Origin of the sequence: Mesorhizobium sp. M4A.F.Ca.ET.022.05.2.1 (assembly GCF_003998845.1) — a bacterium.
GTDB lineage: Bacteria > Pseudomonadota > Alphaproteobacteria > Rhizobiales > Rhizobiaceae > Mesorhizobium.
Genome location: NZ_RZOJ01000158.1, coordinates 1 through 12,187, shown reverse-complemented (window position 1 = coordinate 12,187; position 12,187 = coordinate 1). Strand labels below are relative to the sequence as shown.

Here is a 12,187-nt window from a genome sequence, read left to right as displayed (position 1 = left end):
ACCCCGCACCCTCCCCGACAATAGCAGAAACCGCTGGCCCCGCATACGCAGAAGCGCCGGTTGGCTTTTCGGCTCAGCCGAAAAACAGGAAGCCGGCGATCAGGAAAGCGGGGATCAGCACCAGACCCGACCACGCCATGTAGCCGAAGAACCCCGGCATCTTCACGCCGCGATGCCTGGCGATCGCAAAGACCATGAAGTTCGGCGCATTGCCGATATAGGTGTTGGCGCCCATGAACACCGCGCCGGCCGAGATCGCGGCGAGGGTGGATGCGAATTCGCCCATCAGGCGCTGCGGGTCGCCGCCGGCAAGCTCGAAGAAAACCAGATAGGTCGGCGCATTGTCGAGGAAGGACGACAGCGCCCCGGTCAGCCAGAAATAGGCCAAGTTGTTCGGCTGGCCGGAAGGCGATGTCACCAGCGCGACCAGCGGCGCCAGCGCGCCGCCGGGGCCGGCCCTCAGGATGGCGATCACCGGCACGATTGCGATGAAGATGCCGGCAAACAATTTCGCCACCTCGGCGATCGGTCCCCAGGTGAAGCCGTTCGCCTCGCGATGGCTCTTGCGCGAGACGGCGAGCGAGGCGAACGCCAGCGCCAGGATGATGGCGTCGCGCACGAGGTTCTGCAGTTCGAGGCCGACGCCGAGGATGGAAAGACCGGCGCCCGGCTTCCAGGTCGCCGACATCAGGATCGCGCCGATCACCCCGGCCAGCAGCGGAATGTTGGGCAGGCCGCGCAGGCGGACCTCCTTGTCCGGCGTCGGGTCCATGATCTTCGGCATGCCGCCCTCGCGCCGGTGCAGCATGGTGTCGATGCCCAGAAAGACCAGGAGCACTAGTCCGCCGGTGAATAGCGTCTCGCGCCAGAGATTGGCGGTCGTCCAGAAGAAATCGACACCGCGCAGGAAGCCGACGAACAGCGGCGGGTCGCCGAGCGGCGTCAGCGAGCCGCCGATGTTGGAGACCAGGAAGATGAAGAAGATGACGACATGGGCGTTGAACGGCCGGTTGTCGTTGGCGCGCAGGATCGGCCGGATCAGGATCATCGAGGCGCCGGTCGTGCCGATCACGGAGGCAAGCAGCGCGCCGGCAAGCAGAAGCCCGGCATTGACCAGCGGCGTGCCGTGGATGTTGCCGGCAAGCAGGACACCGCCGGAGATCGTGTAGAGCGCGAACAAAAGGATGATGAAGGACATGTATTCGGTGAGCAGTGTGTGCAGCACCGCTTGTATGGCCGAAGGCATCCCGAAGGCGATCGCCAGCGGCACCACCACCAGCATTGCCCAGCCCGCGGTGATCTTGCCGTAGTGATGCTCCCAGACGTGGTGAAAGAGCAGCGGTCCGGTGGCGATCGACAGCAGCAGGCCGGCAAATGGCAGCACCCACCAGAGCGACATCGCCTCGCCGGGCAGTTCGTGGTTCTCCGCTGCGAAGGCGAATTGCGGAAACAGAAGGATAGCCAGGGCTGGTAGGCCTGCTGCCAGTGTCCACGCCAATTGTATGAAGCCCCCTCGACGCCTCACAGTCCGGTCAGTCCGACAAATGGTCTTCGAGCACCACGCCGGCCTCGCGCATTCGCTTCAGCATCGCCTCGACCGAGCCGTTGAGGTCGATGCCGCGGCAGGCGTCTAGCCGCACGGTTGTCTTGAAGCCCTGCTTGACGGCGTCCAGCGCCGAAAAGGCGACGCAGAAGTCGGTCGCCAGCCCGACCAGCGTCACGGTGTCGATGCCGCGTTCGCGCAGATAGCCGGCCAGGCCGGTCTGGGTCGTGTGGTCGTTCTCGAAGAAGGCCGAATAGCTGTCGATCGCCGGGCGGAAACCCTTGCGGATCACCAGCTCAGCTTTGGTCCAGGCAAGACCCGAATGGAAATCAGAGCCGAGACTGCCCTGTATGCAGTGATCCGGCCAGAGCGTCTGCGGCCCATAAGCCATGTCGATCGTCTCGAAAGCCTGTTTGCCGGGATGGCTGGAGGCAAAGCTCGAATGGCCGGCAGGGTGCCAGTCCTGCGTCAGTACGACGTGCTCGGTTCGCCGGATCAGGTCGTTGACCAGTGGCACGATCTCGTCGCCGCCGGCCACCGCCAGCGCGCCACCGGGGCAGAAGTCGTTTTGCAGGTCGATGACAACAAGCGCTTCGTCGGCCATAGGCCTCCTCCTCAGCGTGGGCTCAAGTAAAATGCCGCTGTCGCGACCGGACGCAGAAACTTGACCAGATGGCCGGCGACGTCAACCTCCAGCGGCGTAACAATCGCGTGGAACCACTCGCCGATGCGGAGGCCGGAAACTCCGGCTTTGACAATTCCTGCCGACTTGATATCATTTGCATACGAATGAATTTTGGCCGGCGGGACGCCGGCAGGTTCCCTCGCAAAGGCCCCTTTTCTGGGAAGGCAAGGCGTGATCCGTTACGCGAAACCCACCACGGTCGACGAGGCGCTCGCCTTGCTTGGCGAGGATCGCTGGCGCATCCTGGCGGGCGGCACCGATTTCTATCCGGCGCAAGGCAACAAGCCGTTTCGCGAAAACATTCTCGACATCAACGGCCTGACGGCCCTGCGCGGTATCGTGGAGAGCGAAACGCACTGGCTGATCGGCGCGCGCACCACCTGGACCGATCTGGTCCGCCATCCGCTTCCGGCGGCCTTCGACGCGTTGAAGGCGGCAGCGTGCGACGTCGGTTCCGTGCAGATCCAGAATGTCGCCTCCATCGCCGGCAATCTCTGCAACGCCTCGCCCGCCGCCGACGGCGTGCCGGCGCTTCTGGTGCTCGACGCCGAGGTCGAACTGCGCTCGGCGAAGGCGTTGCGCCGTCTGCCGCTCGGCGAGTTCATTCTCGGCAATCGCCGCACCGCCCTGGCATCGGGCGAGATGGTCACCGCCATTCGCGTCCCGAAACCGGCGGCTGGCGGCACATCTGCCTTCGTCAAGCTCGGCGCCCGACGCTATCTGGTCATCTCCATCGCCATGGCGGCGGCGCGCCTTGTCGTCGACGATGGCGCCGTCGCTGAAGCGGCCATCGCCGTCGGCGCCTGCTCGGCGGTCGCCAGGCGGCTCACGGGCGTCGAGGCGGCGTTGCTCGGCCTGCCGGCCAACGAAGCCCTCTGTCGGGTCGTGCTCGCCGCGCCGATCGATGAACTGTCGCCGATCGCCGACGTGCGCGGCAGCGCCCAATACCGACAGGATGCGGCGCGCGAGCTCGTCGCCCGCGCCGTGCTTGGCGCTATCGGCCACACTGCTGGCGACCAGGTGGCTGCATGAGCCAGGTTCAGCCTCAGATGAGCGAAGTCCAGTCCGGCATCAGCATGGAACACAGCGATATCGCCTTCGAGGTCAATGGCGCTGCGGTCAGCGTCTCCGTACCTCCGGTACGTCGCCTTTCCCAGGTGCTGCGCGACGAATTGCGGCTGACCGGCACAAAGGTCGGCTGCGACGCCGGCGACTGCGGCGCCTGCACCGTGCTGGTCGACGGCGACCCGGTCTGCGCCTGCCTGGTGCCGGCCGCTTCCGTGTCGGGCGCGACCGTGACCACGGTCGAGGGCCTTGCCAATGGCAGGCTGTCGGCGTTGCAGGCTTCCTTCCTCGATCACGGCGCGGCGCAATGCGGCATCTGCACGCCGGGCCTGCTGGTGGCGGCGACAGCGCTTCTCGAGCGCAATCCCCAGCCGAGCGAGGTCGAGACGCAGGACGCACTGGGCGGTGTGCTGTGCCGCTGCACCGGTTACCGGAAGATCATCGCCGCCGTCATGGACGCATCGCGGCGCGTCGACAGCCTTGATCCTCGCATGCCAGAGGTTGGCCGCGCCGTCGGCGCCTCGCCGATCCGCCTCGACGGAGTGCCGAAGGTTACCGGCGACGAGAAGTTTGGCGGCGACTCTTTCCCGGCCGACGCGCTTGCCGTGCTGGTGGTCCGCTCGCCCCACTACCATGCCCGCTTCGCATTCGGCGATCTCGAAGCCTGGGCGGGCGCCCATGCGGGCATCGCCGGCGTTTTCACCGCCGCCGACATTCCGGGCCACAACTGCTTCGGTGTCATCGGTCCCTTTGCCGACCAGCCGGCGCTCGCGGAAGGCGTAGCGCGCTTTCGCGGCGAGGCGGTTGCGCTGGTGGCGGGCGAGCGCGAAGCGATCCTCGATCTCGATCTGACGGATTTTCCGGTTTCATGGACCGAGCTGCCGCATGTCCTGCAGCCCTCGGACGCGAAGGCCGATAGCGCGGCGCTGCTGCACCGGCACCGTCCGGCGAACCTGCTCACCTCAGGCTTCGTCGAACGCGGCGATCCTGACGCAGCGCTTGCCGGCGCCGCCGTCACCGTGTCCGGCGCCATCGAAACCTCCTATGTCGAGCATGCCTATATCGAGCCGGAAGCCGGCTATGCCTACATGGACGGCGACACGCTGGTCGTCGTCGCCTGCACGCAGGCGCCCTATATGGACCGCGACGACACGGCAAAGGTGCTCGGTCTTGCCGTCGACAAGGTGCGCATCGTGCCGACCGCCACCGGCGGCGGCTTCGGCTCGAAACTCGACGTCTCGCTGCAGCCGCTGATCGGCCTGGTGGCGATGAGGACGGGCCGCCCGGCGGCCCTTGCATACACCCGCAATGAATCGATGATTTCGACCACCAAGCGCCATCCCGCCGAGATGCAGGCGACGATCGGCGCCGATGCCGGTGGCCGCGTCACCGGCATGGTCTTTTCCGGCGATTTCAACACCGGCGCCTATGCCAGTTGGGGTCCGACCGTCGCCAATCGCGTGCCGGTGCATGCCTCCGGCCCCTACCTGACGCCGAACTACCGCGCCGAAGGCCGGGCCATCCACACCAACGGCCCGATCTCCGGCGCCTTCCGCGGCTTCGGCGTGCCGCAGGCGACGATCATGCAGGAGACGCTCTACGACGAACTTGCCGGCAAGCTTGGGCTGGATCGGCTTGATTTTCGCTTGAAAAACTGTCTTCGTAACGGCTCCGAAACGGTCACCGGGCAGCGCCTCGAGTCGGGCGTCGGCATCGGCGAATGCCTGGAAGCGCTTCGCCCGCATTGGGCCCGCGCGCTCGCCGAGGCCGAGGCGTTCAACGCCGCCAGCGAGGACAGAAAGCGGGGCGTCGGCGTCGCCTCCTGCTGGTATGGCTGCGGCAACACCTCGCTGCCCAATCCCTCGACCATCAAGGTCGGCATCGCGGCCGCGGGCGAGGTCGTGCTGCATCAGGGTGCCGTCGACATCGGCCAGGGATCGAACACCGTCATCAGCCAGATCTGCGCCGATGCGCTCGGCCTGCCATTGCAAAAATTTCGCCTGAAGTGCGCCGATACCGCGATCACGCCCGACGCCGGTAAGACGTCCGCCTCGCGCCAGACTTTTGTGACCGGCAAGGCGGCCGAAAAGGCAGGCAGGGCATTGCGTGAGAAAATCCTGCGCTTTGCCAATGTCTCTGACCGGGCGACCATCGCGCTCGACGGCTTCAGCATCTTCATCCGCGAAGGCGACGCCACACGGCGTGTCGACCTGTCTGAGCTGAAAGCCAATGCCGACGGATTGGTGTTCGTTGCGGAAGAGACCTACGACCCGCCGACGCTGCCCCTTGACGCCAAGGGGCAGGGCAAGCCTTATGCCGTCTATGGCTATGGCGCGCAGATCGCCGAGCTGGAGGTCGATCTCAAGCTGGGCACCGTAAGGCTGATCAGGATCACCGCCGCGCACGACGTCGGCAAGGCGATCAATCCGGTGCTGGTCGAGGGCCAGATCGAGGGCGGCATCGCGCAGGGCATCGGCATGGCGCTGATGGAGGAATACATCCCCGGCCGCACCGAGAACCTGCACGACTACCTCATCCCGACCATCGGCGACGTGCCGCCGGTCGAGCACATACTGGTCGAGGTTCCGGACCCGGAAGGACCCTTCGGCGCCAAGGGGCTGGGCGAACACGTGCTGATCCCGACCGCGCCGGCGATCCTCAACGCCGTCCGCCACGCCACCGGCGTGCTCGTCACCAAGGTGCCGGCGACGCCGAGCCGCATCCTTGCGGCGATCCGCGACAAGGAGGCGCGCCGATGAGCGAGCTTGCCGAACGTTTCGAAACCCACGATCCCGGCGAGAAGCAGGTGGCGGAGAAGATCCGCTGCGATGCCTGTCCGGTCATGTGCTACATCGCCGACGGCCGCACCGGCGCCTGCGACCGCTACGGCAATGTCGGCGGCCGTATCGTGCGCATGGACCCGCTGACCATCCTCGACCACGCAGCCGAGACCGGCGGCGCTGTCGTGCCGTTCGTCGCCGAAGGCGAAGCCTGGAACGGCGAGCTGGTCAACACCGGCCGGCGCTTCGTCAGCGCCATCGGCGCCGGCACCACCTATCCCGACTACAAGCCGGCGCCCTTCATCGTCAGCCAGGAGGTCGACGGCGTCGATCTCGTCACCGTCGTCACCGAGGGCATCTTCTCCTACTGCGGGGTCAAGGTGAAGATCGACACCGATCGCCATATCGGCGACGAGACGGCAACAGTGCGGTCGGAAGGCGAGGCGATCGGCCACGTCACGACCGGCGAATACGGCTCGCAGATGCTGTCGCTCGGCGGCGTCCATCATCTGACCGGCGGCTCCAAGACCGAAGGCCGCGCCACCTGCGATGCGCTGCTCAACCTGTGCAACCGCAAGCCGGTGGAACTCACCATCGATGGCGGCGCGACGGTCATCGTTGAAGCCGGCAAACCGCCGGTCATCGACGGCAAGGTCGAGCACCGCATGCGCGTCGGCTGCGGCTCGGCCACCATCGGCATGTTCGCCACGCAATGGCGCGGCCTTGTCGACGAGGTGGTGGTAGTCGACGACCACATCACCGGCGTCGTCTCGGAGCATCAGGCCGGCAAGGTGCTGGGCTGGCAGGATACCGGGATCAAGATCATCGGCCGTCGCTCGACGCCCGGTCGCTATTTCAAGGTGTCGGAGCCAGGCCTCGGCTGGGGCGGCACCACCATCTCCGATCCGCTGTCGATTCTCGGTGAATGGAATGCCAAGAAGGGCGCGCGGCCGGGCCTGTCGCTGCTGATGGTCTCGACCACAGGCGAGCAGTTCGCCTACTACGAGCTCGACGATCAGTTGAAGCCGGTCGAAAAGCCGTTCCCCGAGCGGCTGCAGAAATCTGTCGGCCTGATCGAGGACAATTGCGAGCCGGCACTCTGCACCGTCCTGTTCATCGGCGGCGCCGGCGGCTCGCTGCGCGCCGGCGTCACCGAGAACCCGGTCAACCTCACCCGCTCGGTGCAGGGCCTGAGGACCTACGTTACAGTGGGCGGCGCGCCGGTCTATGTCTGGCCGGGCGGCGGCATCACGCTGATGGTCGACGTCACCCGCGTGCCAGAAGGTGCCTTCGGCTATGTGCCGACGCCGGCGCTGGTGGCGCCGATCGAATTCACCTTGCGCCGCGACGACTATGTCAGGCTGGGCGGCTACGAGGCAGAGATCCGCAGCGTCGAGGACATCCTCGCCAGGGGCGGCGAGTACCTCAATCCGCGCCGTGGCGCCGGCGCCGCCGTCAACAACCCATGGCCGCCGCTGGCGCAGCTGCGGCGTGCCGCTGCGAACGGGGCCGGATGATGACCGGCCCGCAGGCGCATTGGCTCGCCGACGGCAGGCGGCTTCACCTCAACCATGGGCCGATCGACCTTGTCGTCGAGACCTTTGGCGAGGCGGGCGAATGCCGCGCCGCTTACAGTCAGGCCGTCGCGCGGTTCCAGACCATCCTGGCGGAACTGGTTGAGGAGCTTCCGGAGCTGCGCCGCCCGGCCGCCTTGCGCCCTCGCGCCTTTGCCGGGCCGACCGCGCGCCGCATGGAGGTGGCGGTGGCGCCGCTGGCGCAAATGTTCATCACGCCGATGGCGGCCGTCGCCGGCTCGGTAGCCGACGAAATGCTTGGTGCACTGCTTGCCGGGCGAAGGCTCGATCGCGCCTATGTCAACAATGGCGGCGACAGCGCCCTCCATCTCGGCTCGGGGCAGTCGATGACCCTGGCCATAGCCGGCACCGGGCATGGCCTTGCCGACCGCATCGCCATTCATGCCGAAGATGGCGTACGCGGTGTCGCGACCAGCGGCTGGCGCGGCCGCTCGTTTTCGCTGGGAATTGCCGACGCTGTCACGGTGCTGGCGCGCACCGGCGCCGAAGCCGATGCCGCGGCGACCCTCATCGCCAATGCCGTCGACCTGCCCGGTCACCGTGCGATCGAGCGCGTGCATGCTCGCGATCTTGTGCCTGACAGCGATCTCGGCGACCGGCTGGTGACGCAGGGCGTCGGGACGCTATCGCCGGGCGAAGTGGCGCGGGCGCTGGACAACGGGCTTGCCGTCGCAGAAGATTTTCGCCGGCGCGGCCTGATATCGGCCTCGGCGCTGTTCCTTGCCGGCGAGACCCGCATCAGTGGTTCGGTGGCGCTTGCCGCGCCCAACAAGCACAAAGCGAAGGAAACTGCCCATGCCTGAATTCCCGATCCGCAAGATCGCGGTCCTGACCGAAGAGATTTTTCATGATGGCGGTCCGGTGGCGGCAGCGCCACGCCGTCGCGCCGCCGCTCTCGCCGTGGTGAAGAACCCCTTTGCCGGCCGCTACGTCGAAGAGCTGCAGGGCGCAATGGACGACCTGAAGCCGCTCGGCTTGATGCTGGCAGATCGGCTGATTGCGGCGCTCGGCGGTGACGTGAGGCAGATCGACGGCTACGGCAAGGGCGCCATCGTCGGCTCCGCCGGTGAGCTGGAGCACGGCGCGCTCTGGCACGTGCCGGGCGGCTACGCCATGCGCGAGCGGCTCGGCGACGCCAAGGCGATCGTGCCGTCGGCCAAGAAGGTCGGCGCCTTTGGTTCGCGGCTCGACGTGCCGCTCGGCCACATCAACGCCGCCTATGTGCGCAGCCATTTCGACGCCATGGAAGTCGGCATCAGCGACGGGCCGCGTCCCGACGAGATCCTGTTCTGCCTTGCCATGACCTGTGGCCCGCGCGTGCACGACCGCATGGGCGGCCTGGCGGCCAAGGACATCAAGGCGTGGGACGGGCTGAGATGAGCACCGAGGACAATCTGCTGCGACTGGTCGAGGCCGAAGAACCCGACGAAAACGGCTATCACCTGCAAGACCAGGTCGGCTTCATCCTGCGCAAGGCGCATCAGCGCCATGTCGCGATCTTCGCCGCGCATATCGCCGACCTGACGCCGCCGCAATTCGCTGCGCTCGCCAAGCTCTACGACATCGGCGAGACCTCGCAGAACCAGCTCGGCACCTTTATCGCCATGGACGCCGCGACGGTGAAAGGCGTCATCGACCGGCTGAAGGCGCGCGGGCTGGTGGATGTCTCGAAGCACGATGTCGACAAGCGCCGCTTGCTTGTCAACCTGACGGCGGAGGGCCGCGAGGCGGTCGAGCGGCTGTTCCCGCTTGCCCGTACCATCACCGAGGAGACGCTGGCGCCGCTGTCGACCAGGGAAGCCGCGACCTTCATGCGCCTGCTGGCCAAGCTGGCCTAACCGGCAGCGGCGGTTCCTGGATACGAAAAAGCCCGGCGCGAAGCCGGGCTTTTTTCTGGGTCCTGAGATCCGTCCGGATCAGTGATCAAACGCCTTGACGATTTCCTCGGTCATCTTCTTGGCGTCGCCGAGCAGCATCATGGTGCCGTCCTTGTAGAACAGCGTGTTGTCGATGCCGGCATAGCCGGAGCCGAGCGAGCGCTTGACGAACAGGCAGGTGCGGGCCTTGTCGACGTCGAGGATCGGCATGCCGTAGATGGGCGAGGCCTTGTCGTCGCGCGCGGACGGGTTGGTGACGTCGTTGGCGCCGATGACATAGGCGACGTCGGCCTGCGCGAATTCGGAGTTGATATCCTCGAGCTCGAACACCTCGTCATAGGGCACGTTGGCTTCGGCGAGCAGCACGTTCATGTGGCCGGGCATGCGGCCTGCCACCGGATGGATGGCGTATTTGACTTCGACCCCATTGGCTTTGAGCTTGTCGGCCATTTCGCGCAGCGCGTGCTGCGCCTGCGCGACCGCCATGCCGTAACCGGGCACGATGATGACCTTCTGCGCGTTCATCATCAGATAGGCGGCATCGTCGGCTGAACCCTGCTTGACGGTGCGCTCGATGCCGTCGTCGGCCGCCGCCGCCGTCTCGCCGCCGAAGCCGCCGAGGATGACCGAGATGAACGAGCGGTTCATGCCCTTGCACATGATGTAGGACAGGATCGCGCCCGACGAGCCGACCAGCGCGCCGGTGATGATCAGCGCCAGGTTGCCAAGCGTGAAGCCGAGCGCCGCCGCAGCCCAGCCCGAATAGGAATTCAGCATCGACACCACCACCGGCATGTCGGCGCCGCCGATCGGGATGATCAAGAGCACGCCGAGCACCAGCGAGGCGGCGACGATCAGCCAGAAGACCAGCTTGGACTCGGTGGTGACGAGCAGCACGATCAGCACGACCAGGGCGATGCCGAGCGCGATGTTGATGAGATGGCGGCCGCCGATCATGATCGGCTTGCCCGACATGCGGCCGTCGAGCTTCAGGAAGGCGATGACCGAGCCGGTGAAGGTGATGGCGCCGATGGCGACGCCGAGGCTCATCTCGATCAGCGCCTGGGCATGGATGTCGGCGACCGTGCCGATGCCGAAGCTTTCCGGCGCGTAGATGGCGGCGGCCGCCACCATCACGGCGGCGAGGCCGACAAGCGAGTGGAAGGCGGCGACCAGCTGCGGCATCGAGGTCATGGCGATGCGGCGCGCGGTGACCGCACCGACGCCACCGCCGATGGCGAGCCCCAGCACGATCAGGCCGAAGCCGCCGGCCGACGGCACCGCCAGCGCCAGCGTCGTGGCGATGGCGATGCCCATGCCGATCATGCCGTAGAGGTTGCCCTGGCGGCTGGTGGTCGGGTGCGACAGGCCGCGCAGCGCCAGGATGAACAGGATGCCCGAGACAAGATAAAGGAACGAAGCGAAGTTGGCGTTCACGTCACTTGTCCTTCTTCTTGTACATGGCCAGCATGCGCTGGGTGACGAGGAAGCCGCCGAAGATGTTGACGGAAACCAGCATCAGCGCGACGAAGCCGAAGCCGGTTGCAAGGCCGGAGGCCGAGATGCCGACGGCAAGCAGCGCGCCGACGACGATCACCGACGAGATGGCGTTGGTGACGGCCATCAGCGGCGTGTGCAGGGCCGGCGTGACCGACCAGACGACGTAGTAGCCGACGAAGATCGCCAGCACGAAGATGGCGAAGCGGAAGACGAAGGGGTCAATGGCGCCGCCGGAGAGCGCATGAGCGGCGTCGCCCGCTGCCTCGGCGGCTGGGGCGGTGGCCAGATCGTGCACCGCGAGCCTGACCGCGGCGGTTGCCTGATCGAGCTGGTCGAGGGCTTTCTGCAAGGCGTCCATCACGCGATCCCCTTCGACTTGGCAGCGGGCTTGCTTGTGCTTTTCTTGTCAGCCGCCTTTTTGGGCGCGGCTTTCGGCGCGGCGTCGGCGACCATGGTCGTCGCCGGGATCGCCGCCGGTTCAACGCGCGGCTGCTGGTCGGCCTTGGCGAAGTTGGGGTGCACCACTTGGCCAGCATCGGTCAGCATGGTCGCCTTGACCAGTTCGTCGTCGCGCTTAATGGCAAGCGTCTTGCTCTCCTTGTCGACCAGCGTCTCGAGGAATGCGAACAGGTTTTTGGCATAGAGCAGGGAGGCCGACGCAGCGACCCGGCCCGGCACGTTGAGATGGCCGACAATCTTGACGCCATTGGCCGTGGTCACGACCTTGCCGGCTTCCGCGCCCTCGACATTGCCGCCGCGCTCGACCGCAAGGTCGACGATCACCGAGCCCGGCTTCATTGCGGCGACCATCGCCGCCGACACCAGCTTCGGCGCCGGACGTCCGGGAATCAGCGCCGTGGTGATGACGATATCCTGCTTGGCGATGTGCTCGGCGGTCAGTGCCGCCTGCTTGGCCTGGTATTCCTTCGACATTTCCTTGGCATAGCCGCCCGCCGTCTCGGCCGCCTTGAACTCCTCGTCCTCGACGGCCAGGAATTTCGCGCCGAGCGACTGCACCTGCTCCTTCACCGCCGGACGCACGTCGGTGGCGGTGACCACGGCGCCAAGCCGGCGCGCGGTGGCGATGGCCTGCAGGCCGGCGACGCCGACGCCCATGATGAAGGCCTTGGCCGCCGGCACGG

At 66.6% G+C, this 12,187-nt stretch carries 10 protein-coding genes and 1 pseudogene; 6 read left to right on the top strand and 5 right to left on the bottom strand.

Annotated elements, in window-relative coordinates; all coding sequences use genetic code 11:
• Positions 1-73 precede the first annotated feature (73 nt).
• Positions 74-1,498, bottom strand: coding sequence for a sodium:proton antiporter (locus EN745_RS18120; protein WP_245487761.1), 1,425 nt, complete (start codon positions 1,496-1,498; stop codon positions 74-76).
• Positions 1,499-1,532: 34 nt separating this feature from the next.
• On the bottom strand, positions 1,533-2,147 hold the full coding sequence (gene pncA / locus EN745_RS18115) for a bifunctional nicotinamidase/pyrazinamidase (RefSeq protein ID WP_126057012.1): 615 nt from the start codon (positions 2,145-2,147) through the stop codon (positions 1,533-1,535).
• Between the two features lie 252 nt (positions 2,148-2,399).
• Between pncA and EN745_RS18110 the strand changes: the two genes are divergently transcribed.
• From EN745_RS18110 to EN745_RS18085, 6 genes are read left to right on the top strand one after another with little or no spacing between them, the layout of a single operon-like run.
• The gene (locus EN745_RS18110) at positions 2,400-3,260 is read left to right on the top strand and encodes a xanthine dehydrogenase family protein subunit M (protein WP_127421909.1); all 861 of its coding nucleotides are present in this window, start codon (positions 2,400-2,402) and stop codon (positions 3,258-3,260) included.
• Entirely contained in the window at positions 3,257-6,052 is a 2,796-nt protein-coding gene (locus EN745_RS18105) for a molybdopterin-dependent oxidoreductase (RefSeq protein WP_127421908.1), read from the top strand. The genes EN745_RS18110 and EN745_RS18105 overlap by 4 nt, the downstream gene beginning before the upstream one ends.
• Positions 6,049-7,590 carry a 6-hydroxynicotinate reductase gene (locus tag EN745_RS18100; protein WP_126057009.1) on the top strand — a complete coding sequence of 514 codons (1,542 nt, stop codon included), beginning with the start codon at positions 6,049-6,051 and terminating at the stop codon, positions 7,588-7,590. Before EN745_RS18105 ends, EN745_RS18100 begins: the two co-directional genes overlap by 4 nt.
• Entirely contained in the window at positions 7,590-8,471 is an 882-nt protein-coding gene (locus tag EN745_RS18095; RefSeq protein ID WP_127421907.1) for a UPF0280 family protein, read from the top strand. The genes EN745_RS18100 and EN745_RS18095 overlap by 1 nt, the downstream gene beginning before the upstream one ends.
• On the top strand, positions 8,464-9,048 hold the full coding sequence (locus EN745_RS18090; RefSeq protein WP_126057007.1) for an amino acid synthesis family protein: 585 nt from the start codon (positions 8,464-8,466) through the stop codon (positions 9,046-9,048). Before EN745_RS18095 ends, EN745_RS18090 begins: the two co-directional genes overlap by 8 nt.
• A complete protein-coding gene (locus tag EN745_RS18085) occupies positions 9,045-9,506 on the top strand; it encodes a MarR family transcriptional regulator (RefSeq protein ID WP_127421906.1) in 462 nt (153 codons plus the stop codon). The genes EN745_RS18090 and EN745_RS18085 overlap by 4 nt, the downstream gene beginning before the upstream one ends.
• A 78-nt stretch (positions 9,507-9,584) precedes the next feature.
• Here EN745_RS18085 and EN745_RS18080 read toward each other — a convergent pair whose 3' ends face one another.
• The 3 genes and pseudogenes from EN745_RS18080 to EN745_RS18070 all read right to left on the bottom strand — a co-directional run.
• Complete coding sequence (locus tag EN745_RS18080) at positions 9,585-10,982, bottom strand: NAD(P)(+) transhydrogenase (Re/Si-specific) subunit beta (protein ID WP_127421905.1); 1,398 nt, start codon at positions 10,980-10,982, stop codon at positions 9,585-9,587.
• A 1-nt stretch (position 10,983) separates the two neighbouring features.
• Entirely contained in the window at positions 10,984-11,403 is a 420-nt protein-coding gene (locus tag EN745_RS18075; RefSeq protein ID WP_126057005.1) for a proton-translocating transhydrogenase family protein, read from the bottom strand.
• A pseudogene (locus EN745_RS18070) lies at positions 11,403-12,187 on the bottom strand (NAD(P)(+) transhydrogenase (Re/Si-specific) subunit alpha); the annotation flags it as partial. The pseudogene EN745_RS18070 and the gene EN745_RS18075, both read right to left, overlap by 1 nt.